The sequence below is a fragment of the Rhizobium sp. B230/85 genome (genome assembly GCF_019355735.1).
Classification (GTDB): domain Bacteria; phylum Pseudomonadota; class Alphaproteobacteria; order Rhizobiales; family Rhizobiaceae; genus Rhizobium; species Rhizobium rhododendri.
Window position 1 is genome coordinate 1413411 of sequence record NZ_CP072157.1, and the last position, 23692, is coordinate 1437102.

Here is a 23692-nt window from a genome sequence, read left to right on the forward strand (position 1 = left end):
AGAAAGGTATTCCCATGACATCGTCAACACCTGACGTCATCGACCTCCTGACCAGAATAAGCTCCGGGTCCAAGATTGATCGCATTCGCAGCGAGCGACCTGAAACACGCGCCAATGCCCAGAAGAGCTATCTGGCGCTGTTCGAGCCAACCGAGCCTGGCGATGTCAGTCGGACTGAGCGCCTGACGGTGGCCGCCTTCGTCGCGGGGCTGCATCGAGCCGATGCGGTGGCGGACTTCTATGCCTCGGGCCTGGCCGAGATTCCTGGCGGCGCGTCGCTTCTCGGCGCCATCAAGGCCGAGGTTGAAAAGGGACGGACGCAAGGGCCTTACGGACGCTTCCCGAGCGGGCCGCTTTCGGCGGAGGACAAGCCGGGGCCGGCCTTCGCCATCTCAGAATTCAACGCCGTGACGCTTGGCAAGACGCTGACGGCAGCGCTGCAGCACAGCCATCTGCTGGTGTTCCGGCCGCGCGAGGCCGGCCCCGCGGCGTTGCAGAGGCTGCTGGATGCCGGCTGGAGCACGACGGCCATCGTCACACTGTCGCAGATCGTCGCCTTCCTGGCCTTCCAGATCCGCGTGGTTGGCGGTCTGACCGCCTTGGCCGCTGCCGGCACCAAGCGACTGGCTGCTCCAAACACGACGGCAACCGTGAACACGTAGGAGACAACTTTGACCGAGACGATCATCCACACCGATATCGACAATCGCCCGAACGCCTTTACCCAGGCCGAGATCGGCTGGACACCCTGGCTTCAGCCATTGGAAGAGGCCGACCTGACCGAACGGCATTGGGCTGGCCTCGTCGATGCGGCCCGCGCGAAATCAAGTTATTTCATGCTGCTTGCCCGTGATCCGGACATCTTGGGCGCCCGCACCAAGGCGGACAAAGACATTTTCTACAACACCAGGTCCGGCTTGCCGCGCGCCGAGCGCGAACTATCCGCCGCCGCCGCATCGCGCTCCAATGGCTGCATCTTCTGCGCCTCGGTGCATGCCCGTTTTGCCTCGCATTTTTCCAGGCGAACGGAGGATGTGCAGCGGCTTCTCGATGAGGGCACCGATGCCGATCTCGGCAGCCGCTGGAATGCCATCGTCGCCGCCTCCGTGGCGCTGACGGCCACGCCCTCCGTTTTTGGAGCTGCCGAAATTGAGCGCTTGCGGACCGAGGGGCTGGACGATCTGGAAATTTCCGACGTCATCCATGGCGCTGCATTCTTCAACTGGGCCAACCGCTTGATGCTGTCGCTCGGAGAGCCAACGCCTGCGGCCTGAAGCGGCTTGCGCGTCCGACCTCTCCCACGATCCTGCCGCAAAGGAAACCAAGCCATGGCTTTTGCCCTCGACCATATCGTCATCGCCGTCAACGATCTGGCGCGGGCCGTTGCGGATTACCGGCTACTCGGCTTCACGGTTTATCCCGGCGGCGTGCATCATGGCGGCGTATCGCATAATGCCCTGGTGGTGTTTGCCGATGGCGCCTATTTCGAGCTCATCGCCTATCATCGGCCCGATCCCGGCAATCCGTGGTGGACGCTGCTTGCTGAGGCCGGCGAGGGCTTTGTCGACTTCGCCCTTGCTCCCGACGACACGCAGGCGGGTATCGCCGCCGCCCGGGCGCGGGGCCTCAGCTTAACAGAGCCCGCCGCCGGCGGACGCGTGCGGCCGGATGGCGTAAGGCTCGATTGGCAGATCGTTCGGCCGGAAACGCGCGACCTGCCCTTCTGGTGCGGCGATGTCACCGCGCGGGATTTGCGCGTGCCTCTTGGCGAGCACCGCAAGCACGCCAACCGCGCTGAGGGCATCGCCGTCGTTCGTGTCGATGTCGCTGACATTGCGGCGAGCGCCGGCCGTTATCGCGCGCTGTTGGGCGACGATGCCGTCACGCGATCCGGCGAGGATATCCGCATCGCCATCGGCACGTCGATTATCGAACTCGTCGGGCCAGACCATGGCGCGGAGCAGGGCCGTCTGCAAACGCGTGGCGAGGGCGTCTCCTCAATCGATCTGCATGGGGGCGTCGCCGCGGATCTCGACATCGGCCGCTCACATCGCGCCGTCCTGCGCATCCGTCCTTAGCGGCGGGTCGTTGCCGGATGATCTAGAGCCGAGGGTTGGCACCCGGTGGTCATCTTTTTCAAGAATTGCGACAAGAGCGGGGCTGCATTTCTTTAGTCTACTCGCTGGATAGACTAATTTGACAGAACCGTTTCCGCGGAGACATCCACGTCTGACATGGAGAACGCTATGAGCGTCCTGCGCTATTTCGGTCGCCTTCGGTCTTGCCGCGACAGTCTGGAAGACAGGCTGAATCTGCACGAGGCGCGCCGCTGCTTTGGAAGTGACGATTGCGAGGACGGCACCACCGACGAGCTGCTAGCGCAGATTTCCGAACTGGACGGCAGCTTGTCTTCTCTGCGCTATCGGCGGCGTCGTTAACGCACGGCCGATGCCTGCGCGACGAGCGCAGCGTGGTCGGCGTCGCCGATGATGCGCCCCTTCTCCATCGTTATGGCCTGGTCATATGTCCGATGACGCCGGGATCATGGCTGACCAGCGTCATGTCATGCGATACCGCGAGATCGTTGAGCAGGTCGAGAATGCCGGCCTGGACGGACGCATTCAGCGCCGAGGTCGGCTCATCGAGCAGCAGCAATGACCTCATTGCAACAGTATCTCGCTACTTCGATCCTGGCACCCAATGCAGAAAAATAGCCCTCTTCGGCGACCTCTGCCAATGAACTGCAAAGCCGCACGAGATCGTCAAGTGGGCGAAACTCGCGCATCTTGAGCCAGCTTCCTGATGGTGACCTACTCTCTTTTGTTCCGCGGAGGTTTCGACTGACAGGAGCGTCAGCTCTTGCCTTTCCAGGGCACGAGCCATGCCTCCAAGGCACGCATCACCAGCGTAAAGGCAAACGCGCAAGCGGCGATGATGCCGATGCCGACGAATACCACATCTGTTGCCAGAAATTGCGAGGCCGACATGATCATGAACCCAATTCCGCGGGTTGCCGCGATCAATTCGGCCGCCACAAGCGTTCCCCAGCCGACGCCGAGCGCGATGCGGATGCCCGTCAGGATTTCCGGCAATGCCGAGGGCAAAACGATGTCGAAAAACAGGTTCCAGCGGCTGGCGCCCAGCGACAGCGCAGCGTTGACCCGCTCGATCGGTAGGGACCGCACACCGGCCTGGGCAGACAGGCAGATTGGCGCGAACATCGCCAGAACCAGCAGGGTGATCTTAGACGTCTCGCCAATGCCGAGCCAGATGATCATCAGCGGCAGGTAGGCGAGTGGCGGCAGCGGCCAGTAGAATTCGATGGGCGTGTCGAGTACGCCCTTGGCCCAGCGGTTCAATCCCATGGCCAGCCCGACGGGCACGCCGAAAAGACAGGCAACGAACGCGGCAGAGAGAATTCGAAACAGGCTGGCCGAGACATGCTCCCAGAGTGATGCGCCAGCATAGCCGTCATTGTAGACGGCGACTGCCTGCTTCACGACTTCTTCCGGCGTCGGCAGAAAGAGATGGGCGACGAGCCCAGATTTCGCCACGCCCCACCAGGCGGCCAAGAGCAAAATACCGGTGATGATGCTGATCGGTGCAGTCGATCGCTCGCCTATGCCGAAGGTGCGCATCTTGACGAGGCGATGGGTCGCCTCCGCCTCGGGATGGAGAATGCTCGCTGCTTCTGTCAGTTCGGTCATTCGGCAGCGCTCCTGACGTCGTCGGTGCTGTGGATGATGGTGCGGATCTCTTCGCGCAGATCGGCAAATTTGGACGATGTCTTGATCGCCCGCGCATCGCCACTTTTGGCAAGATCCTTGACGAAATCGAGGCTGAATCTAGCGACGACCCGGCCTGGGCGCGGCGACATGACGATCAGTTCTGTGCCAAGGAACAGCGCCTCCTCGATCGAATGGGTGATGAAGAAGATGCGCTTTCGCGTCCGGTGCCAGATCGACACCAGAAGCTCCTGCATTTGCTCGCGCGTCAGACTGTCGAGCGCGCCGAACGGCTCGTCCATGAGCAGGATATCCGGCTCCGTCGCCAGTGCCCGGGCGATGCCGACGCGCTGGCGCATTCCACCGGAGAGCTCATGAGGCAGGGCGTTGCCGAACTCGCCGAGACCAACCAGCTGCAGCAGCTCCTGCGATTTCTCGCGGCGCTCGAATTTTCCGGCGCCCGCAAATTTCAGCCCGAGGCCAACATTGTCGAGGACCGACTTCCAGGGCAGGAGCGTATCTTTCTGAAACACGACGCCACGGTCGGCACCGGGCTTTTCGATCGGCCGGCCGTCCAGCGTTATCTTGCCTTCCGACAGCGGCAGAAATCCGGCGATGGCATGCAGCAAGGTCGACTTGCCACAGCCGGAAGCACCCAGTGCAACGACGAAACCCTGGTCGGGGATGTCGAGAGACACCCGGTCCAGAGCATGCACGGTGCGGCCATCCCGCGCTTTGAAATGGACGGAGGCGCGTTCGACTTTCAGCATATGTGAAATCCAATACGTTTCCCGCGCTGCGAATAACGACAGCGCGGCACAGTTGCTATCAGTTACTCGGCGCGACGACGGCGTCCGGCGTGACGAAGGCGGCGTAGCTTGGCAGGACGTCCGAGACCTTGCCCTGGTCCTTAAGGAACGTTGCCGTATCCTTGAGGATTTTGGCCGCACCGGACTTCTCACCACCGCCGAGCCAGGCATCGGAAGCCTGAACTTCAGGTGTCAGCAATGTCAGGTTCTTCAGTGCGGCAGATTGCTGTTCCGCCGTGCCGCCGAGCTGCTTGGCCAGCAGCTTGGCGTTGTCGCTGTCCGGCCCCCAGGCGGCCTTGTCGTTGGCGAAGGAAGCATAGGACGCGTTGATAACGCCGGCAAAGTTTTTCAGGAAACCGGGGTTCTTGTCGGCGAAGTCGGTAGCGGCGACCCAGGCGGAGAAGGTCGGCGCTCCTTTGTCGGCAACCTCCTTGGAGGTGATAAGTACCTTGCCGTTCTTTTTCAGTTCAGTCAGCGCTGGATCCCAAACGAAGCCGCCATCGATATCACCGCGCGCGAAACCCGCAACGATCTGCGGCTGGGGAATGGCGAAGACCTGAACGTCCTTTTCGGTCAGGCCGAGGCTCTTGATGAGAGCGAGAAGCTGGTAGTGGTCAGTCGAGACCGGAGCGGCCGCCAGCTTCTTGCCTTTCAGATCCGCCAGCGTATTGATCCCAGAGCCATTGCGCACGACAAGCGCTTCGTCGATGCCCGAAATCGACGAGAGGTAGAAGGCCTTGACGGCCAGGCCGCGCGAAGTCGCCGCTGCAAAGGGGCTGGAACCGACATAGCCGACCTGCACGTCACCGGAGGCGATGGCGGCAAAGATATCGGCGCCAGAATTGAATTTACGGAAATCGATGTCATAGCCGGTCGCCTTGGCAAAGGCGCCGTTAGCGATGCCGACCGACGACGGCAAGGCATCCGTCTGATAGCCGACGACGACCTTTTTGTCGGCCGCACTGGCTCCGAAGGCAGCAACCAGTGTCATTGCGCCGAACAAGCTGGCAAGCAGTCCCTTGTGGAGTTTCATTGTCCCGTCCCTACCCATGTGGCGCACGTCGCCGTTTCTTGAGCCGTCGCCTTTCGTGACGCCGGCGACTATAGGCTAAGCAGGGGCTTTGAGCATTTACAGTTCAAATATACTAAAATTCAAGATGAGTCGGGAAATAGCTTCCTGTCAAAGCTGCATCCGGCATCTTTACACGCAGGGGGATGCGGATGACTGCTTGACGACGTCGGCTGTTAGCCGACAGATCGAATCTGTTCTTTCGTCAAACCTAAGTGGTGTTCGCAGATGACAGCCGGCTATGGATTAGGCTTTCGACGGCGGGGTCCGCTTTGCGGTGCCCTGCGGTGACAACTCCGGTCGCCCCACGCTGTCGGGGCAGCTTTCGTTGGGGCGTCGACTATGAGACGACGCCAGGACTCGCAATCGGGGTCACTATGCACTATGACTTATACGTCTTCTTTGGATGTTGCGACCTTAGTCGTGCTGATCTGTCGGGAGTTGAGTGAATGCTTGAACGGGTCGAGCGAAAGGATGCCTGTCGCGGGATTGACAGGGCAGTCCCCGCGTCTCCGCTCCTCATTTACGTTATCAATCTGGATCGCTGCATCGAGCGCTGGGATCGCCTCCGCACCCAGGCTGTCCAGCACGGCCTGAACCTCGTTCGGGTCGCAGCAGTAGACGGCCAATCTGTGCTCGCGGAGGAGCGGGTCGGCTTTCATCCCCGCTCCTTCAGTTATCACAACGGCCGCACGATCCTCGCCGGCGAATACGGCTGTTATCGAAGCCACCTGCTGGCTCTTGAAACCTTCGTTGCCAGTGGCGACGCGATGGCCATCATCATAGAGGATGATGTCGACCTCAACGCGGCACTTATCCCGCGGGCCATGGCGGCCGTGGCGGCCGTGCCTGGCACCGAGGGCAGCGTCATCAAGCTCGCAAATCACCGAAAGGTCGGTTTCAGACCCGTCGCTATGACCACCCTCGGCGATGTCGTCGGCCGCTGCCTGCACGGTCCCCAGGGCTCGGCTGCATGCTACATCGTCACGCGCGAAGCGGCGTTGAAGTTGGTAAAGAGGTTGAATACGGTTCTGTTGCCCTACGATGTCGCTCTCGAACGCGGCTGGTCGACTGGTGTCCAGACGTTTTCGACAGAAGACAATCTCGTAACATTCAGTCCGCATCGAAGAGATACGACGATCGGCAAGAGGTCGCATTACAGGGCTGCCAAGCGACACTTCATGCTGCGCATGACAACCCACTGGTTCCGTGCTCACGACCAACTGCGACGGTGGTTCTATGCGACATGGGGATGCCAGCGGATCAGCCGCTAGAAGCTTTCAGGCGCTCAAACACAAAAGACCGCGAGCCGGTCTAAGCGGCGGCCTCTCCCTCGCGTTCGCGAAACACCAGGTCCACCACATTTCCATTCGGGGCATAGCCGGAGACCAGCATCTTCAGGATGCTCTGGGCGAGCGGAATGTCATTTTCATCCAAAGCCTTCTCCAGCGCCGCCAGGCGCTCGGACAATTCCGGCCACCTGAGAAAATCCTCGCGAGCCCGCATGATGCGCGGATGCGGCGTCGGCTGCGGGTTATCGCCGATCAGCAGTTCCTCGAAGAGTTTTTCGCCGGGACGCAGGCCGGTAATCCGCAACTCGATATCGCCCTCGGGATTATCGTCGTCCAGAACACTGAAGCCGGATAGCTCAACCATACGGCGGGCGAGATCGACGATGCGAACCGGCTCTCCCATGTCGAGCAGAAAGACATCCCCGCCCGATGCCATGGCGCCGGCCTGGATGACCAGCTGCGAGGCTTCCGGGATTGTCATGAAATAGCGGGTGATCTCCGGATGGGTGAGCGTAACCGGGCCACCGTCACGGATCTGCTGGCGAAACAGCGGCACAACGGAACCTGATGAGCCCAGCACGTTGCCGAAGCGGACCATCGAAAAACTCGTGGTCGTGCCGCTGGTGACGCGATCGGCGTCGAGGGCCTGCAGCACCATCTCCGCAAGTCGCTTGCTCGCGCCCATGATATTGGTCGGGCGAACCGCCTTGTCCGTGCTGATGAGGACGAAATTCTCGACGCCCGCCTTTTGCGCTGCCGTGGCTGCGGCGACGGTCCCGGTGACGTTGTTCTTGATACCTTCGGCGGGGTTATACTCGACGAGCGGCACGTGCTTGTAGGCGGCAGCGTGGTAGACGGTGCTCGGCTTCCATGCCGTCATGATCTGCTCCAGACGCGGTCCGTCGCGAACGGAGGCAAGAAAAGGGATGATGCGGATCTCGGCATCCTGGATCGCCAGCGCCGCCTTCTCGAGTTCGCCCAGGATAAGATAGAGGCCGAATTCGTTCTGCTCCACCAGCAGCAGGCTCGAGGGGCGGTTCTTGACGATCTGGCGGCACAACTCGCTGCCGATCGAGCCTCCGGCACCGGTCACCATGACGACCTTTCCTCGGATGTTGCGGTCGAGCAAAGCCTGGTCGGGCGCAATGACATCGCGGCCAAGTAGGTCCTCGATATCGAGTTCACGCAAGTCGGACACGGCCACACGTCCCTGCGCCAAGGCGGTCAGGTCGGGCATGGTGCGGACGGTGACGCGGGCCTTGCGAATCGCCTCCAGGATTTCGTTGCGGCGTTGCCTTGTGGCATTCGGCAGCGCCAGCAATACGTCACGTGTTTCGCCGGTAGCAACGAGTGCCGGCAGGTCGGCGGGATCGTAGATCGGCAGCCCGGCCATGATACTGCCATGCAGGTGCCTGTCGTCGTCAAGAAAGCCTACGACATTCAACTCAGAGCTATTAGACAGAGCTGCGGCGAGCTGCCTTCCAGAAGCACCAGCGCCATAGATCAACACTTTTGCCAGCGAATTGCGGTTCAGAAGCCGCTGGTAAGCGTTGCCGAGCCAGTAGCGTGTCCACATGCGCGACAGCCCGACGGCGATCAGAAGCAGCAACGGCTGCAATATGCCGACGGTGCGCGGCACGCCTGGAATGCTGATCGCGGTGAAGATCGTCATGAAGGCCAGGCCGTATATTGCCACCGCCTTCACCACCGTCATGAACGCCGAGAGCCCGGCATAGCGGAAGATCGCGCGGTAAAGCCCGAGCACAATGAAGATCGGGATCGCGAGCAGGAGCGAGACGAAGGCAGGGACCCATTCAACACCCTCAAGGATCACCCACCCGTCAAGCCGCAGGCAATAGGCAAACCATACCGTAAGGACACAAAGGCTGGAGTCGACCAGGAGTGCAAAGGCGCGCTTTGTTACGCGCGGCAAAGCCAAAAAGGGCAGAACGAGCCGATCGGCAGATACCATCAACAATTTCCTCAGGCGCCGGTCATCCCAGTCCGCATTCATATTCCTGCACGGCGCATCGGCCATCTTCAGCACACCGAACATGTCTTGCTGCTTCCAACAGCAAAAGGCAATTGCGCGAGACAGCCGAGCTGCGTTTTTCACACCGCTATAGCGCAATTGCACCGATGATCCGGGGACGGGCAATAACCGGCGGTCACGACCAGGACATCAGGTGCGGCTTATTCCTACCTACTGCAGATGGTCCGGTCGGTGGAGCACGGGGATGCCATTTGCGACGGCACCGCCGCTGACACCTGCCCCGAAAGCCCGAATGGCGGACGCCCACAGTCCAAAGGCTTTGGCCTCAGCGGCAGCCGGGGACGGTCATTCGTCCACCGGCTCGGTCTTTATGCGTTTTGCCATTCGCGCGATTGTGGAGTTCGAGCATCGGACCTTATTCCGCACGCTCTCCCAGGTCCTCCCACTTCGAAGCATCGCTATGATCTCGTCGTTGCGCCGCGTGTTCTCCGGACGGCCACGATAACCACCGGCCGCCTTGGTAGCGGCGATACCTTGACGCTGAAGCCAGCGCTTATTTTCTTGCGCTTTACGCGCAACGGTGGCCAGGACGTCGAGAAGGGTGCTGTTGATCGCCTGATTCACAGGTCCCCAGAGCTCAGTCGGTTCCGCCGATCCGAAAGCCCACGTTGTCGGCAGGTCCGGAGATACCACGAGAACACCACGGGCGTTGATTTCGGAGCGCAACTGATCCCAGGTTTCGACGTTCAGACGGGTAAGACGGTCCACTTGGGCGATCAGGAGGATGTCGCCGGGCTTGCAGATTGCCAATAGGTGGAAAAGGCCCGGACAGTTGTATGTCGCGCCGCCCTCGGTCTCGACGCTGGTGGTGGCAATCGTCCAGTTTCGTTCGCCAGCAAACTTTGCCAGCATCTCTTGGACGTCTGTCACCTCGTTTTTACCAATGTTTTTTTGCAGGTAGGCATGTATGGCCATAAGACAGCTGCTCACGAGATGCTATTTTTGAAATGTAGTATATTTTTGGTCTCAAGAACGGGCGTTTCCCCTTTGTGTGTGGGAATAATATTTCGGGTCAGAAAGATACGCAATGGCCAAGAGCGGTACGATATGCTTTTATTATCATAATTAGACGTGAAAGAGAGACGTTTAATGCTTTGAGCGATAAGGCGGGACGCGCTGAAACCATATACTGTTCTTATGCCGCCGGTACAAGCGCACCGTGCCTCCAAACAGGCAGCGTCGTGCTGTTCTGCGATGCATGGCGTGCGACCGCGCAGAGCGGCTTGGACTTTGGCTGCCGACACCGTTCCTGAGACAGCGCTGCAGAAATGTAGATAGGGAGGGTAGCGAGATATTGCGTGATTGATCACGAAGCGATCGACCATTCATCTAAATGGCTTCGATCCGAGGCTGACTGGCGACGATCGGTCGGAGATGGAGTTTCACGACAGGTCCGTGGTTCGTCATGGTTCGAGGCTAATGCCCGCCGCTTATGTCGTTGGTACGTCGACCGTGTCCTACATAGGTCTGCCGCTAGCGCTGCAAAATTACATCCAATTGTCGCGCGCTATCGGCGTCGATCACGAGGCCTGTTATAAACCCAGCTTTCAAGATCGCGCGCGTGGCGTTCACCTTCGCAGTGCCCGCAGAGAGCAATATGATATCGCTTTTGAAAAGGTCCGAGAGGTTGGGTGCGCCCTGGCAAACGCATTGAGCCGCAGCCTCGCGAAATGGCACTCCACAACGAATTCTATCAGCAGTACCGGGTACTCTATCCGGCGCTGAAATCGGTTCTCGAACAGGGAGGTACACGACATGGGTGATGCCGATTTCCGCCTCGACGGCAAGACGGCCGTTGTCACGGGGGCAGCGCGCGGCATCGGCCGGGCGATCGCCGAACGGCTGGCCGATGCTGGTGCCCGTGTCGTCATCGCCGACCTGGATCAGACGGAGGGCGACATTGTCGTCGGTGCGATCGTCAGGTCCGGAAGTGCGGCTGCCTTCGTCGCGCTCGACGTCACAAAACCGGCGATGGTCGCAGATGTCGTGGAAACAATCTATGCGCAGCATGGTTCTGTTGATGTGCTGGTCAACAATGCCGGTATTGTGCGCAATGCGCCGGCTCTCGACATGAGCCGAAACGACTGGCAGTCCGTGCTTGATATCAATCTCGGCGGTGTCTTCCATTGCGCCCAGGCGTTCGGGCGCCGCATGGTGGCTGCCGGGCGCGGCTCGATGGTCAACATCTCATCCATCTGTGGCGAGGTCACCGTCTTCCCCCAGCCGCAGGTATCCTACAACGCTGCCAAGGCCGGCGTGAATCTGTTGACCAAGTCGCTGGCGGTCGAATGGGCAAGGAGTGGTGTGCGCGTCAATGCCGTCGCACCCGGTTATGTCGCCACCGAGCTGACCTTGCGCGGCCGTAGCAACACGGAGTGGTTCGACACATGGATGCACATGACGCCGATGGGTCGCCTCGGCGAGCCGCGCGAATCGCCAATGCCGTTCTCTTTCTCGCCACTGACGCATCGAGTTACTTCACCGGCACGGTGCTGACCATCGATGGCGGCTATACAGCAATGTAGTCGCGCAGACCTAAGAAAATTTAGGGCCATGGCCTGATGTTCCCAGTCACTGGATCGCTTCTGATCAATTGTTTAGAGCGGCGATAAGCACGGCGTCGACGGCTCGCATCCCATCAAGCGCTACGACCGTCACGTTCGATTTGGGAAGCCTAACTCCGCTATGAAAAGCCGGTGACGCGTCCGTGTTGATGCAACACGAGAGCCACTGCACCAAGGACTGTGTCATCATTACCCAGAAACTTCCCATCCACGAAACGGGGTCTCGTTGTTTCAACCAGCTGGTCCGGCGGCTGGAGGGTGTGGCGCAAGAACTGCGCTCCATCGGCGTCAGGAAGGCTTCGCCGATTGCGACCAGCTGGCCAACTATGACGAACAGTGGTGGGTTGAGGATGGCGGCAGCGATGCCCATACCCCAGCCGGCCTTGTCCGCTGCATCGGCGATCAAGCGCCGATATCCAAGCCGGCCATCCCTTGCGTGCTCGACAAATTCATCAATAGTGACGGGGTAGCCGTCAAATTCTTCAGCGTGCCGGACGAGTTGGTACCCGCCGACAAATGTCTGAAGACATGCGAGGCAGTGATGTCCAGACAGCAAGTCTGTTTTCTTATGCGAGCTGCGAGGTACGCGTCCCGCCAAAACGATCCGCTGCCGCAATCCGCGCGATGTTACACCAGCCGTCGGAAAGTTTGTTGCCTGATTTGAAGCGATGTTTTCAGCGATCGGCCGCCCGTCCATCCCGCCGAAATAGCTAATGCGTGCGCTGTTGTTTCAGGCTTCCCACACGATCCGCTCAGAGCGCTAGCTCATAGAGCAGATGGAGGATAACCTGCTGTTTAGATGATTGAACGGCATGTCGATTGACGCGCCGAGCTGGGCCGTCATCGTGTTTGCAAGAACCGTGAACGCTTGTTGGTGGGCGACATCGCCGCCAAATTTCTGGCTGCCTTGTCAGCCAGCCGCGGGTTAGTGCTGCTGCCGAACGAGTGACAGCTGGAGCGACGCACAATGACACAACTTAAAGACTGAGGCGGGCTCAGCCCTTTTCCGGGCGTTAAGGTAGCGTCCCTTTGCTTCACTATTGGTTTTCGTCTCGGAGTAGTAAGAGCGATCTTGTCAGAATGCCGTCACGAAACATATTTCTCCAGACCACCACGGAGAACCAAATAATGTTCAATCGTCTGATAGCCTTAATGGAAGAGCCGGACAGGAAAAGATTAGTTGCCAACTTCGAGCCGGTCGAACTCCCCAGATTGTTCGAGATGGCGGAACCGAACAAAGCGGCAAAATACAGCTTCTTTCTGGAGTCGGGCATTGGATCGGTGGTGGCTGTCTCGCCAGCTGGACATGAGGTCGAAGTTGCGATCTTCGGTCGGGAAGGCATGTCGCCACCAAATAGTCTATTCGAGGACGACCAGGCCCCGTTCAAGGTCTTCATGCAGGTGGAGGGCAAGGGCAATCGAATATTGAACGACCATCTCTTTGAGGCGCTCGCCGCGAGTAGGGCACTTCGAAAGATTTTGAGTCGATACGCGCAGGCCCTTTTCGTCCAGACCAGTTTCACCGCACTGTCAAACACGACGCATTCCGTCGAAAAGCGGCTCGCTCGATGGCTTTTGATGGTGCATGACAGGACGGCTGGAAACGAGCTGCCTGTGACACACGAATTCCTAGGCGCAATGCTGAACGTAAGGCGGCAGAGCGTGACGACGTCTCTCCATCAGCTTGAGGGTGATCACCTGGTCTACAGTTCGCGAGGCCTCGTAACGATCCGGGACCGCAAACGACTTGAGGCGTTCGCAGGTGAGGCATACGGCCTTGCTGAGACCGAATTCTGTCGCTTGATAGGATCGATGGGCTAGCAACCCTACGCCACGATCAGCACTTTTCCACATTCCCGGCGCCTCTGTCCGCGGGCGGACGAACGGTTGCATCGGGCCTTCGTTGCGCTACGATCAGATGGTGACCGATGCAGGAGTGGAAAATGCGTCCAGATCCGTCCCGCGACCAAATAGAATTTGGCTTTCTAGATGTCGAAACACTGCAGAAGTGTCTTGAAGGATTTCTTTCCAGCGGTTGTTCTCGCGAGGCAGCAGGTAAAGAGGCTTCCAGCGTCAAGCTGAAAGTGGACGATCCCAGGAATGGTGATCATTCCGCCCATCGACGTCACGTTGACGACAAAGCCACTAAGCCGTCAGCGAAAATGAGGCAGGAATGCCTGGGTGACTGAAGCGGCATCGAAGAGATTGGCTTGGAACTGACGCGGCATCTCTACACAAGGCGATTCCTTAAGTGCTCCCTCACGGTCATATCCTGCAGCGACAGTGTGCGGGTTACGACACCCCAAGGCTCAGGTCGATTGAGCGCATAGCCCTGCAAGACATCGACACCAAGATCGCGCAAGACATCGGCATGTTTAGGTGTTTCCGCTCCCTCCGCGACAACTTCAATCATAAGTGCGCGGGCGGATGGTATCGATCATTGCCAGGGAGAAACGTTCCTCTGCCGAGACGTCTGCGTTAACCGTGTCACCAAAAGGCGAGCAGGGCTTGGCTGAGGGCAAAATTCCACAAACTACAGTGGCCTTCCGGTTTCGCGTGGCGGTTTTTTGATTTGCAGACATGAGGCACTTGTCTTGGATACTCACACCACAACGGGTATATCCGAAAACGAAGTCTGGGCCGCATTTCTCATTCGCCAAGCCTTGGGGCGCGGCCGTAGCCGTCGAAGGCATAGCCGTTGAGGATCTGGCGCCCCTCAAAAAAACGTCGCTCAATTGCCGTCATGCCAGCCTCCTCGCAGATTAGTTGCCAGTTGGCGATGATTGCGGCGGTCTGATCATCGATAATCGTGCGAGCTTGCGCCTTTGATAGCAAAAACGACGGCGCGACAGCCAAGACGTTCATCAACTTCGCAGCGCGACTTCCTCCAGAGACAATCATTGCTTGATTGGCTTCTGGTGTTCCCCGGCGTTGCGGGGCGATATCATATGCGGGCGTCAAGTTGAGTGTCTTCCCATCCCAGAAGGCTGCATGATTTCTTGCATGGTCATCGGTGTTTCCAACGAGAATGTTGAAGCAAAGTCTCGAGAAAAGTTCGGTCAGGTTTTCCAATGGTTCGGAAAACCGAGCTCGAATGATCTCCGCAAGCATCTGATACGAGATATGATGGGCAGCGAGTTCATTCTCCTGTGTCCATGTCAGGGCGGAGACCATTGCACGCCTCTGCCATGATGTTTCGACGGAAATGCGGTCGAACCGTTCGACGAGAAGGACATCGCGATCCAAGACTCTATCTATTTCTACCGGCGCCACGGACATACCAGCACATGCTGCCAGGCGCATGGTTGCAAATTCCGCCTTGACCATCGCGAATGTGTCATTCGTGGCCGAGAATTTAGCGATCAGCTTCCTTGGTTTCCCCGCCTGGTGGTCACTGATGAGCGCCTTTGGGCGCGCACCGCCGATCGAGCTGCCATGAAGGATGACACGGTGCAAGCCTTCGGGGACCGGTTCCCCGGCTTCCACCTTATCGGCGAAACTCAGCAACTCCGTCAGCGTCGCATGGTCACCCTCGCGAGCAATGTGCTCCGTCGCGCTCTCCTGAAAATCCAGCGCACCGATTCTGTCTGAACCGGAATGGCGCATGAATGTCATCTCGCCAAAGGCGTCCTCGTCGATCGCGTCCTGCTTCAGTCCCAACAATTCATTGACTATAACGCGACGGCCCCATCGGTCAGGCAATGCGTCGCGCAGGGATGGTGCGAGAAAATGATCGGCCGGAGGTTCGATGACGCCCGCGCCGAGCGGCAGGTCGAGATCAAAAATGGCGATTGCCTTTTTTCTCTCCAGGTAGCTGCGACCATAGTTGAAGAAATAGCGATCCCTCTCACGGACTACGCGCCCCACGACGACTGGCTCGATTTCTCCCGGCAACCATATCCAGACGTAAAGTTCGCTGGGATCAGAAATCATCTTTCAGCTCCGGCTTTTGATATCGGACACGTGCTGGCAGAAGCTCGAGTTTTGTCTTAGTTTCCGAAAGCCGGGCTTTCGTCTCAAAGGGGCCTCCGAACAAGGCCAACCCAACCATCGTCGCTGCTTCGAAGATGTATCCGACTGCAACGGTTGGCTTGCCGGCTTCTATCGCGCGGATCGTCAGCCGCGAACATCCGGTTCGTTTGGCGAGATCGGCCTCTGTCCAGCCGCGAAGCTTTCGAGCTGCCTGAATCTCGGACGCAAGCAATTGCAACGCTGATCGACTGGTTAGCGAAAGTGACAAAAAGGAATTCGCATTCTCTGCCATGGCATACACAAGTGACGTTAATATCTACTTTAGGATATATCACATCGGAGAATAATGGCAAATATGCCGGCAGTTTTGTCTATTTTAGAAGCTATTGTAAACGACAATGTCTACTAAAATAGACAAACATTGAGATGGCGGTCAATGGGCGCCAAGACAGACGTGAATGTGGTGCATTTCGCTGAATTGCCAACCGAAGAACGTACATCGCGTGAGTACGGGACACCCCTGGACGAGAGTTTCATACACCGCTTCTTGAAAGCAACCGCGGCCCCGGCCAAAAACCGACAATGTTTCAGTTGACATCCGTAGCTGCATACAAATCAAGCTGCGCCGTCGTCGCCAGTCAAAGCAATCGGTGCAACTTTAACTGCCTGCAGCTCCTGTTAAGCCGGTTGCATCCCAGCGTTGCACCATTAAGAGTTTACGCATAAATTGTAGTACAGATCAACGTATCCGGTGAACCGTATGAGTGCTTTTTTAAGGGCTTGTGGTTCATTCAAAGACATCGGCCACCTTGCATGTAATTGGCGGGTCGAATCGATTCTTTAGATTGCTGTACCACATCGAAAACTGCCCTAACGATATTACCTCGGCTGTCATCCAGACCGGCGAGTGTTCAGGATCGTCATATCTATTCTTATAATGGAGGATGAAAGTGTCCTTCGACCTACGCAGATCCTCAATTAGCTTCAAGAAGGCCTGAGCATATCGGTCTGCTCGGTGATAGAGGCCAGGATCAAGATAGCTGTGCGGCCCGTATTTCATCGCGACGTGATGCGCCCAACCGCCTCGCAAAGACACTTCGATTCTCTCGATCGCATCCATCACGAGTAGTCGAAGGCGCCTATCGAGAATGTGTATCTCCAACACATCGTCGAAGGATGTTGTATATCAAAACCTATGTTCGCCAGTCGCGTGTGGGATACCCTCGAACGGAAGCCAGTAGTACCGTAGCGGGTAGTAGCTTATGTGCTGGAGCAATGGGCTGCGTCGCCTAGATCCGGAACGGCCATTCCCCTTGCTTCGAGCCAGGCAATTTGATCGGGAATAGAAACGGATGGCTTTTAAAACTTCATACCATCTCATAGGCGGATTCGAAATCGCCAGAAAACAAAAAACCCGCTGGTGTGCGAAGTTTCGAAACCGAGGTTCCGTCCGAGGCGTAGCGGGTGTTGTTGATCATTGATATGGAGCACTCCCATTAAGAATGCAACAATGGCTGGGCAAAAAAGTACCCATTTTTGCCCGAACCGAACCAAGTCACGGATCAGAATCACGATTTTTTGGACATGCGGGCTCGCAAAAATCATGCATACCATTATCTCGGCAAATTCCGAGTTTTAACGACGTAAAGCATCGAAAGAGCCAGCGCCACGGGCGCACAAAAAGAAGAGCATTGGTAGGTACATAGCAATTCGCGCAGGTGACTTTCGGTTCGTATCCTATCAAGGCGAAAAGCTGTCTAACCTGTCGGCGACATCGCCGTCGAGACGCTCGACGAAGTCATGCGGGTGGGGCCGGGTTGTCAATATCTCGAGTCTCACGGTGCTCGGCGACGTTGAGCGGACGAGTTACGCCACAGCCAAGGCAGCACTTGTCAGCTTCACCCGGAGTTGGGCGCTGGAACTCGCTATGGACGGCATCACCGTCAATGCAATTTAGCCTGGACCCACGGAGACCGAATTGTTCCGTACAAATAACCCTATCGGAAGCAACGGTGAAGCGCGATACCTATCAGCGATTCCTATGGGCCGCTTCGGCAGGCCGAGGAAGTAGCCGGCGTGATCGGTTTCCTGCTCTCCGACGATGCCGCGTTCATCACCGGACAGACCTTGCATGTCGACGGCGGGGCTTCGATCGGGAGGTCAGCAATTTGGAACGTGCGGCCGGCGCTAAGACTGAAGCCAGGCCGATCACGGCGGATATCGCCAGGAGAAAATTCCCTATGACGACCGCCGAGGGATGGTCCCCTCGAAAGCAAAAGACGAAGAAGGTTGAGCCGTCTGTCGGATCGCTTATATTCACGTACGAGACCATCGCTGTTTGACAGGTCCAGGTACTTCAACACAGAGCCTTACGACTTGCCCTCCGAGATCGCCGCTCTATTTCCGGGAGCGGTTTATTGAAAGGACTTCAACGCCTGATGGTCTGTCATGACGGAAAAGAATCTTGGGTGCCGCTCTAAATGTCCATGTCCAACACGAATTTCGCGGCCATCCTCAAAGGAATGCCTCAGCCATATCTGGTTCTCGACACCGACCTCATGATCGTCGGAGCCAGCGACGCATACCTGGCGCTGACAGACCGCAGCCTGGCCGATATCGTCGGTCAGAATATCCTGGTGGCATTCCCCGAAAACCCCGATGCAGCGGGGACTGTCGAGCAGGGACCGCTCGAAGTTTCTCTGCGCCACGTCATAGAGACCGGCAAGCCGCATGAGATGGCGGTCATCCAGTATGACATCCCCCAACCTGACGGGCGATTCACGCAGAAGTTCTGGACCCCTGTCCACACTCCGGTCCTCGGTGACGACGGCGAGATCGAATACATCATCCAGAATCCCATGGACGTCACCGAGAGCGTCCTGAAGGCCAAGGAGGCTGACGCCCGTCTTCGCGTAGCGCTCCACGCCGCCGACCTCGCTAGTTGGGAATACGAACCGGAGACCGATATCTGGAGGCGCAGCCATTCGGTCGACGTGATCTTTGGTTTCGAGCCCGGCGAGGGCGGCCCCGTCGCGGCGCCGTTCTTTGCCAGGATGCACCCCGACGACCTGCTCTCCACGAAGAAGGTCGTCGCCGACGTGATGGAGTGCCCGGATAGAACGGCGATGAAGTTCGATTACCGTATCCTCCTGCCGTCCGGGGAAGTGCGGCACGTCACGTCGAGAGGCGAGGTTTTGCGAACCTCAACGGGAAAGGTACGCATGATCGGTGTCCTGATGGATGTCACCGCAGACCGTCTCAGAGAGGCCGAATTGAGCGCCGCCCTCGCCGCACAGGGGGAGCTGATCGAGCAGAAGGAACTTCTTCTCGCCGAGGTCAACCACCGCGTGAAGAACAGCCTTCAGCTGGTTATCAGCACATTGCGTTTGCAGGCGCGAAAACTACGGGACCCTGCCACGAACGAAGCCTTCGCCCGGGCGATTTCGCGCGTCCGAGCCATCATATCCGTACACGAACGGCTCTATCGAAACCATAATTCGCTCAGCGTGGACATGGCTGACCACTTGTCAAAGCTCTGCCTTGATCTCGTGGGCGACGGGCCCAAGGCGATCATCGTCGATGCCGACGCGTTGGAGCTGCCCACCGAACGCGCTATACCGATATCGGTCATCGTCAACGAGCTTCTGGCCGGGGCGTTGAGAGGGGCCGACGAGCAAAATCCGATTACCGTTTCACTGAAGACCACTGCCGAAGGTCGGATAGAGCTAACGGTGTCGGGGTCGGACGTGGCCTCGCCAATGGGGTCCGACGAACTGGGGGGTAGACTGATAGCCACCATGGCTTCCCAGCTCGGCGGTGTTGTCGCAGAGGCCAATGCTCCTGATGGCTATCGCTTCATGCTGGCCTTCGAGGGAAACGACAGATGACGGCTTTGCGGGTTATGATTGTCGAGGATGAGATGCTGTTGGCGCTCGACCTCGAAGACATGCTGCTGGATGCTGGCTATACGGTGGTAGGCCAGGCCTCCGACATGCCCCAGGCGCTAGCTATCGCCGAAAGCGTGGACGGAGGGATCGACGTCGCCATCATGGACATCAACCTGGCGCGTGGGTCGAACGGCGTCGCTACGGCCGCCGCGCTGAGGCAGAGGTGGAACATCCCGTCTCTGTTCGTCAGCGGGAACCTCGACGAACGAACCCGGCATATGGCGATGCAGTGGCAGCCGATCGGCTTTGTTGGCAAGCCGTATTCGGAGCGCGAGGTGCTGGCGGTCATCAGGACGGCGGCGGGCTGAATCCTACCCCGATATTCGTCGCTTTACATCGTGCGTTGGTATATCAATCCCATGGAGACCTGAGTTTGTCAGGCCAAGGGAATCCCTCGTTGAAAAATCTCGCAGTCGACTTCCCCGAAGAACGTCGGCTCGCCGCGTTGTATTCCTATGACGTTCTGGACACGGAACCGGAGAAGGATTTCGATGACATTGCAAAGATCGCGTCGCGTTTGTGCGGCACACCGATTGCCGTCGTCAACCTGATCGGTGATCGGCGGCAGTTTTTCAAGGCCGAGGTCGGGTTGGGGTGAGGTCCACCCCGTTCGACAGCTCGTTCTGTGCCAAAGCGATCCTCGAGAACGACTTTCTGATGGTTCCGGATGCGACCAAGGACAAGCGTTTCGACTGCAATCCTCTGGTGACAGGCGAGCCGCATCTTCGCTTCTACGCTGGCGCGATCCTCAAGACGGAAGACGATCTCCCTATCGGTACAGTATGCGTTCTCGGGTACGAGCCGATGGTCCTCGACGAGTTGCAGCAGGACACACTCCGTCTGCTCGCGCGGCAGGTCATGGCACAGCTTGAACTGCGTAAGGCCCTGCGGGAGAAATCGGAAGAGGCGGAGGTTCAACGCAGTTTGAGCGAACAAATGCTCGCACAAACGAGAGCCATGGCACAGGCGGAGGAAGAGCGAAAGTTTCTCACCGCCGAACTCAGTCATCGCATGAAGAACACGTTGTCGATGGTGCTGGCGATCGCTGCCCAGGCATTGAAAGACGTGACTGAGCGCGATGCGGTCGATGCGTTTACGGGTCGGCTTCAGGCGCTCAGCAGGGCACATGACGTGCTGCTTCGGGAGAATTGGTCGTCGGCCGAGATCGGTGACGTGATGCTCAGCGTGCTCACCCTTCACGCCGACGGGACGCGTCGGGACCTGGACGGCCCAAAGGTTACCCTTGGTCCCAAGGCTGGATTATCGCTCTCCCTTCTCCTCCACGAACTGGCCACCAACGCCATCAAGTACGGAGCTCTTTCGAACGGGTCGGGCCGGGTTTCTGTGAAGTGGTCGGTCGATGATCTTGACGGTGTCCCGACCCTTTCGATGGTTTGGACCGAAAGCGGCGGGCCGGAGATATCTGAGCCGATCAGGCGCGGGTTCGGCTCGAGGCTGATCCGCATGGGGATCGCGGGGACGGGACACGCCGAGAAGTCCTATCTCCCTTCGGGGTTCACGGCGACGTTCAGAGCGCCGATGGCAGCAGTACAAGATATCGGCTCGTAGTTCGGATAGGCCTCGACAATCAAAGGCCTGGCCACATGCCGCCATCAAGTCGCAGGTTCGCTCCCGTAATATAGCAGGCGCGTGGACTAACGAGGAAGGCGATGGCATCGGCGATCTCCTCAAGTGTTCCAACCCTTCCCATGGGGACTTGGGCAAACATCGGCAGCACTATTTTCTCGATTTCGGTCCATGGTGCGTCCAGCGCAAGGCCTTGCGCGGCGGCTACCTTGCGGAAGCCTTCGTCTAGCCTGCCGCTTTTAATTGTTCCGGGCGATACCGTGTTGGCTGTGATGCCATCCATCGCAACCTCCTTCGCCAAAGAGGCTGTCATCGCAATCCATCGCGGCCTTTGCGGCACCATAGTCGGGTCTTTTCGCAGGAGTCATCAATGCCGCCATGCTGGATATGTTGATAATTCTTCCCCATTGGGCAGCAGTCGAGCGGTCATCCTTACTGCCGATCGGAAATCGCCGTGTAACTTGATTTCCGCAGGCCAGCGCTCGCCGTTGATTACGTCTCGCGCGAGATCGGGAGCGTCGAGCGCGACGGTGGTCAGATGCCCCGTCCCGTCATAGACCTTGGCACATGCATCGGCGACAAGCGGATCAAAGTTTGTGGTCCATACGATTTTGGTGCGGCTTGCTCTCATGAAGGTCGCCAGAGCCATGTGGCCGTAAGACGGTTTTGCACCGGCGAGTTTGGCCGCGATGTACGTCCTGCGGTCGTTTTCGCTTGGATAGGCCGCTTCGAACAACGCCGCATATTCATCGGGAGCCCCTGTTGGTGGAAACCGATCGAGGCCGTCCATAAAGCTCTGCAATGAGCGACGGACCGCCGGATTTGCCAGGTCGGCTACGGTTTTTGGCGAGACGCGACGTTGACTTACATAAATTTGCTGTTTGAATTCCCAGATCATGTCCCAAGCCGTGGGAATACCGGCCGCGGCAGACGCTCCAGCCCCAAGTAGCCACATTAGGCCACCTGGCCGCATTGAAAATCGGCGTGCGAAGTCGTCGGCGGCGATAATCGGGTAAGAGCTGTCGGTCATTCCGCCTCCCAGACTTTGCGCCAGTCTGCGAACTCCGAGGGTCGGATCTGATAGCGCGCAAAATTGCCTTCATGCAGTCCCGTTACTTCGGCTTCGGTAATCTCGATGAAGCGCCGACGATCGGCGGGATCGACTTTCTCTGCCGCCCAAGCTGCGATGCGTTGGGCGATCTCCTTACGTCGGGTGCACCCTCGGATGAGGGTCGCGACGAGCTCGCGCAATTCGGCGCGATAGCGAAGCCTGAATGGATCGGGCTCGCCCAGCGATTGGCGAACAGCGGCATAGCGCGCAGCCGAGCGTTCATAGGCCCACAAGAAGAGGTCCTTGAGCAGATCCATCTGATTTAGCTCGTAAACACCGAGTACCGCCTCTGTGTAGGCTTGCCGTGGTACGTCGTCAAAGGAGAGCGGCGAGAGGTTATGCTTGATAAACGGGATGTTCGCGGCAAGGCGGGAAACGCGCTTGTTCACATCGTCAAAGGGCTGAAGATAGGGCAATTGCACCATAACGAAAAATGCTTGCTCGAACGGGTCGGTGATGGCGTCGGCAGTGGCCAGGATCTGATCGAAATATTCCTCAATGAGCGGCGGCACTTCCAGAGGGTGGAACGCTGACCGCTCAATTCCGACCGCTATGTAGCGTAACCTTCCCACAGCTGATGGATCGACAAGCAGGTTATTGGCTAGCAGACCATGTAGATTGAGAATCGTGTAGCGGTTGAAGCCGATGTCATCGGCTGCGCTGACCAGGAACTCGATTGCGTCCTTGTGGTTGAGGATCATCTGCGCTTCGAGATGGGCTCGGCCCTCGGCTTCTTCACCGAGTTCAATGAGGCGCTTGGTGTCGAGCAGCGAATAGGTATTGCCCTCAAGCCGGCTCGAGTTCCAGGCAAGGTCGATCAGAAGCCTGCTCAAGATATGCTTGGCATAGGTTCCTGCTGGCTGCTCTGCGACCTGTAGCCGCCCGACCGACGTCAGATGGAGGCGCTCGGATTGGGTCAAATAAAAGGTAACGTTCGGGCGGTAGCTGTTGAGAAACTCGCGATTGTAACCGACCGGCTTACGGGCTTCGGACGGCTGTCGAACATAATCGCGCACTGATTTGGCTGCATCGGAAAGTGTAATGTCGAAAACCCTGTCCTCGCCAGGTGATGGAGGGGACGAAGCGTGGTCGGGCAGGCGATATTTTGCCCAGCGGCCTTCGCCCTCCATAATCAAGCGATCATCCGATACCAGCCGTTTCAGCCGGTATTGCAGGGTGCGTTGGGGGATAGGCGTTTGCAGAGCGCGAAGAATCTCTGATGCTGGAATAGCACCTGTGTGCTGGCTTACGATCTCTTCGATCGCAGCAAATGCGTCCTCAGGAATTTGGTTCGCCACGATTCGTTGCTTTTCTTGCGCCTAACGGAGTAGGCGCAAGAATGCCCAGATACGCGCAAATATCAAGTCTATGCGCAATCATAGTTGCGCTTATCCGGCGGAATCTTCGTTAGCATAACGTCATAAACCTGAAGCGCGTTGCGACCCTGTCCGTCACCGCCGTCGGTGAGAACATGATCGACTGCGCGTGTTGAGATGAAACGCATCCGCCAGCGTGGCCATAGGGCCGGACTGGCGACTCGCGCGAAAGCCTTCGTCCTTGCCG

At 58.2% G+C, this 23692-nt stretch carries 23 protein-coding genes and 5 pseudogenes; 13 read left to right on the plus strand and 15 right to left on the minus strand.

Annotated elements, in window-relative coordinates; genetic code table 11:
• Positions 1-14 precede the first annotated feature (14 nt).
• From J5289_RS24480 to J5289_RS24495, 4 genes are all read left to right on the plus strand, one after another.
• Positions 15-662, plus strand: coding sequence for a CMD domain protein (locus J5289_RS24480; RefSeq protein WP_209185844.1), 648 nt, complete (start codon positions 15-17; stop codon positions 660-662).
• A 9-nt stretch (positions 663-671) separates the two neighbouring features.
• Positions 672-1274 (plus strand): alkylhydroperoxidase domain protein, encoded by a 603-nt coding sequence (locus J5289_RS24485; RefSeq protein ID WP_209187809.1) that lies wholly within the window; start codon positions 672-674, stop codon positions 1272-1274.
• 54 nt (positions 1275-1328) lie between these two features.
• Positions 1329-2078 (plus strand): VOC family protein, encoded by a 750-nt coding sequence (locus J5289_RS24490; RefSeq protein WP_209187810.1) that lies wholly within the window; start codon positions 1329-1331, stop codon positions 2076-2078.
• A 168-nt stretch (positions 2079-2246) separates the two neighbouring features.
• Positions 2247-2438 (plus strand): hypothetical protein, encoded by a 192-nt coding sequence (locus J5289_RS24495; protein WP_142831688.1) that lies wholly within the window; start codon positions 2247-2249, stop codon positions 2436-2438.
• 70 nt (positions 2439-2508) lie between these two features.
• On the opposite strand, the gene J5289_RS24500 is transcribed toward J5289_RS24495, so the two are convergent.
• The 4 genes from J5289_RS24500 to tauA form a co-directional block, all read right to left on the minus strand.
• Positions 2509-2664 (minus strand): hypothetical protein, encoded by a 156-nt coding sequence (locus J5289_RS24500; RefSeq protein WP_219259082.1) that lies wholly within the window; start codon positions 2662-2664, stop codon positions 2509-2511.
• 188 nt (positions 2665-2852) lie between these two features.
• Entirely contained in the window at positions 2853-3707 is an 855-nt protein-coding gene (locus J5289_RS24505) for an ABC transporter permease subunit (RefSeq protein WP_142831689.1), read from the minus strand.
• Entirely contained in the window at positions 3704-4495 is a 792-nt protein-coding gene (locus tag J5289_RS24510; RefSeq protein WP_209187811.1) for a taurine ABC transporter ATP-binding protein, read from the minus strand. The genes J5289_RS24505 and J5289_RS24510 overlap by 4 nt, the downstream gene beginning before the upstream one ends.
• 58 nt (positions 4496-4553) lie before the next feature.
• The gene (gene tauA, locus J5289_RS24515; protein WP_374108608.1) at positions 4554-5525 is read right to left on the minus strand and encodes a taurine ABC transporter substrate-binding protein; all 972 of its coding nucleotides are present in this window, start codon (positions 5523-5525) and stop codon (positions 4554-4556) included.
• 527 nt (positions 5526-6052) lie between these two features.
• Here tauA and J5289_RS24520 point away from each other — a divergent pair.
• The gene (locus J5289_RS24520) at positions 6053-6877 is read left to right on the plus strand and encodes a glycosyltransferase family 25 protein (RefSeq protein ID WP_209187813.1); all 825 of its coding nucleotides are present in this window, start codon (positions 6053-6055) and stop codon (positions 6875-6877) included.
• Between the two features lie 40 nt (positions 6878-6917).
• Here the strand turns inward: J5289_RS24520 and J5289_RS24525 are convergent, their stop codons facing one another.
• Positions 6918-8867, minus strand: coding sequence for a nucleoside-diphosphate sugar epimerase/dehydratase (locus J5289_RS24525; protein WP_219259069.1), 1950 nt, complete (start codon positions 8865-8867; stop codon positions 6918-6920).
• Positions 8868-9233: 366 nt separating this feature from the next.
• Positions 9234-9863 carry a recombinase family protein gene (locus tag J5289_RS24530; protein WP_209186901.1) on the minus strand — a complete coding sequence of 210 codons (630 nt, stop codon included), beginning with the start codon at positions 9861-9863 and terminating at the stop codon, positions 9234-9236.
• 840 nt (positions 9864-10703) lie between these two features.
• Here J5289_RS24530 and J5289_RS24540 point away from each other — a divergent pair.
• Positions 10704-11473: pseudogene (locus J5289_RS24540) on the plus strand (SDR family NAD(P)-dependent oxidoreductase).
• Between the two features lie 64 nt (positions 11474-11537).
• Here J5289_RS24540 and J5289_RS24545 read toward each other — a convergent pair.
• The gene (locus J5289_RS24545; RefSeq protein ID WP_209188295.1) at positions 11538-12068 is read right to left on the minus strand and encodes an ROK family protein; all 531 of its coding nucleotides are present in this window, start codon (positions 12066-12068) and stop codon (positions 11538-11540) included.
• Between the two features lie 572 nt (positions 12069-12640).
• Between J5289_RS24545 and J5289_RS24550 the strand changes: the two genes are divergently transcribed.
• Positions 12641-13333: a Crp/Fnr family transcriptional regulator gene (locus J5289_RS24550; protein ID WP_209186903.1), complete on the plus strand. Its 693-nt coding sequence runs from the start codon at positions 12641-12643 to the stop codon at positions 13331-13333.
• Between the two features lie 260 nt (positions 13334-13593).
• On the opposite strand, the pseudogene J5289_RS29495 reads toward J5289_RS24550, so the two are convergent.
• The 5 genes and pseudogenes from J5289_RS29495 to J5289_RS29960 all read right to left on the minus strand — a co-directional run.
• Positions 13594-13788: pseudogene (locus J5289_RS29495) on the minus strand (short-chain dehydrogenase/reductase); the annotation flags it as partial.
• Positions 13743-13946 (minus strand): annotated as a pseudogene (locus J5289_RS24560) (hypothetical protein); the annotation flags it as partial. The pseudogenes J5289_RS29495 and J5289_RS24560, both read right to left, overlap by 46 nt.
• 215 nt (positions 13947-14161) lie before the next feature.
• Positions 14162-15445, minus strand: coding sequence for a type II toxin-antitoxin system HipA family toxin (locus J5289_RS24565; protein ID WP_209207055.1), 1284 nt, complete (start codon positions 15443-15445; stop codon positions 14162-14164).
• Positions 15435-15776, minus strand: a complete 342-nt coding sequence (locus J5289_RS24570; protein ID WP_209186906.1) for a helix-turn-helix domain-containing protein — start codon at positions 15774-15776, stop codon at positions 15435-15437. The genes J5289_RS24565 and J5289_RS24570 overlap by 11 nt, the downstream gene beginning before the upstream one ends.
• A 495-nt stretch (positions 15777-16271) precedes the next feature.
• A pseudogene (locus J5289_RS29960) lies at positions 16272-16655 on the minus strand (Abi family protein); the annotation flags it as partial.
• Positions 16656-17324: 669 nt separating this feature from the next.
• On the opposite strand from J5289_RS29960, the gene J5289_RS29765 reads away from it, so the two are divergent.
• The 6 genes from J5289_RS29765 (at position 17325) to J5289_RS24595 (ending at position 21000) form a co-directional block, all read left to right on the plus strand.
• Entirely contained in the window at positions 17325-17441 is a 117-nt protein-coding gene (locus J5289_RS29765; protein WP_307877424.1) for an SDR family oxidoreductase, read from the plus strand.
• 119 nt (positions 17442-17560) lie between these two features.
• The gene (locus J5289_RS29770) at positions 17561-17728 is read left to right on the plus strand and encodes a hypothetical protein (RefSeq protein ID WP_307877425.1); all 168 of its coding nucleotides are present in this window, start codon (positions 17561-17563) and stop codon (positions 17726-17728) included.
• 236 nt (positions 17729-17964) lie between these two features.
• Positions 17965-19371 carry a sensor histidine kinase gene (locus tag J5289_RS24585; RefSeq protein ID WP_209188290.1) on the plus strand — a complete coding sequence of 469 codons (1407 nt, stop codon included), beginning with the start codon at positions 17965-17967 and terminating at the stop codon, positions 19369-19371.
• The gene (locus tag J5289_RS24590; RefSeq protein ID WP_142832377.1) at positions 19368-19739 is read left to right on the plus strand and encodes a response regulator; all 372 of its coding nucleotides are present in this window, start codon (positions 19368-19370) and stop codon (positions 19737-19739) included. Before J5289_RS24585 ends, J5289_RS24590 begins: the two co-directional genes overlap by 4 nt.
• Positions 19740-19828: 89 nt before the next feature.
• A complete protein-coding gene (locus J5289_RS29500; RefSeq protein ID WP_247749914.1) occupies positions 19829-20029 on the plus strand; it encodes a hypothetical protein in 201 nt (66 codons plus the stop codon).
• Positions 20026-21000 (plus strand): sensor histidine kinase, encoded by a 975-nt coding sequence (locus tag J5289_RS24595; RefSeq protein WP_257625477.1) that lies wholly within the window; start codon positions 20026-20028, stop codon positions 20998-21000. Before J5289_RS29500 ends, J5289_RS24595 begins: the two co-directional genes overlap by 4 nt.
• 19 nt (positions 21001-21019) lie before the next feature.
• Here the strand turns inward: J5289_RS24595 and J5289_RS24600 are convergent.
• The 3 genes and pseudogenes from J5289_RS24600 to J5289_RS24610 form a co-directional block, all read right to left on the minus strand.
• Positions 21020-21434 (minus strand): annotated as a pseudogene (locus J5289_RS24600) (SDR family oxidoreductase); the annotation flags it as partial.
• Entirely contained in the window at positions 21386-22048 is a 663-nt protein-coding gene (locus J5289_RS24605) for a hypothetical protein (protein WP_247749915.1), read from the minus strand. The pseudogene J5289_RS24600 and the gene J5289_RS24605, both read right to left, overlap by 49 nt.
• The gene (locus J5289_RS24610) at positions 22045-23427 is read right to left on the minus strand and encodes a Fic family protein (protein ID WP_209186909.1); all 1383 of its coding nucleotides are present in this window, start codon (positions 23425-23427) and stop codon (positions 22045-22047) included. The genes J5289_RS24605 and J5289_RS24610 overlap by 4 nt, the downstream gene beginning before the upstream one ends.
• Positions 23428-23692: the final 265 nt, after the last annotated feature.

Excerpts from the sequence above, each read along its gene's own strand:
- J5289_RS24480 (WP_209185844.1), top strand. The coding sequence starts at position 15 with ATGACATCGTCAACACCTGACGTCATCGACCTCCTGACCAGAATAAGC.
- J5289_RS24490 (WP_209187810.1), top strand. The coding sequence starts at position 1,329 with ATGGCTTTTGCCCTCGACCATATCGTCATCGCCGTCAACGATCTGGCG.
- J5289_RS24495 (WP_142831688.1), top strand. The coding sequence starts at position 2,247 with ATGAGCGTCCTGCGCTATTTCGGTCGCCTTCGGTCTTGCCGCGACAGT.
- J5289_RS24500 (WP_219259082.1), bottom strand. The coding sequence starts at position 2,664 with ATGAGGTCATTGCTGCTGCTCGATGAGCCGACCTCGGCGCTGAATGCG.
- J5289_RS24505 (WP_142831689.1), bottom strand. The coding sequence starts at position 3,707 with ATGACCGAACTGACAGAAGCAGCGAGCATTCTCCATCCCGAGGCGGAG.
- J5289_RS24510 (WP_209187811.1), bottom strand. The coding sequence starts at position 4,495 with ATGCTGAAAGTCGAACGCGCCTCCGTCCATTTCAAAGCGCGGGATGGC.
- tauA (WP_374108608.1), bottom strand. The coding sequence starts at position 5,525 with ATGACACTGGTTGCTGCCTTCGGAGCCAGTGCGGCCGACAAAAAGGTC.
- J5289_RS24520 (WP_209187813.1), top strand. The coding sequence starts at position 6,053 with ATGCTTGAACGGGTCGAGCGAAAGGATGCCTGTCGCGGGATTGACAGG.
- J5289_RS24525 (WP_219259069.1), bottom strand. The coding sequence starts at position 8,867 with ATGGTATCTGCCGATCGGCTCGTTCTGCCCTTTTTGGCTTTGCCGCGC.
- J5289_RS24530 (WP_209186901.1), bottom strand. The coding sequence starts at position 9,863 with ATGGCCATACATGCCTACCTGCAAAAAAACATTGGTAAAAACGAGGTG.
- J5289_RS24550 (WP_209186903.1), top strand. The coding sequence starts at position 12,641 with ATGTTCAATCGTCTGATAGCCTTAATGGAAGAGCCGGACAGGAAAAGA.
- J5289_RS24565 (WP_209207055.1), bottom strand. The coding sequence starts at position 15,445 with ATGATTTCTGATCCCAGCGAACTTTACGTCTGGATATGGTTGCCGGGA.
- J5289_RS24570 (WP_209186906.1), bottom strand. The coding sequence starts at position 15,776 with ATGGCAGAGAATGCGAATTCCTTTTTGTCACTTTCGCTAACCAGTCGA.
- J5289_RS24585 (WP_209188290.1), top strand. The coding sequence starts at position 17,965 with ATGTCCATGTCCAACACGAATTTCGCGGCCATCCTCAAAGGAATGCCT.
- J5289_RS24590 (WP_142832377.1), top strand. The coding sequence starts at position 19,368 with ATGACGGCTTTGCGGGTTATGATTGTCGAGGATGAGATGCTGTTGGCG.
- J5289_RS24605 (WP_247749915.1), bottom strand. The coding sequence starts at position 22,048 with ATGACCGACAGCTCTTACCCGATTATCGCCGCCGACGACTTCGCACGC.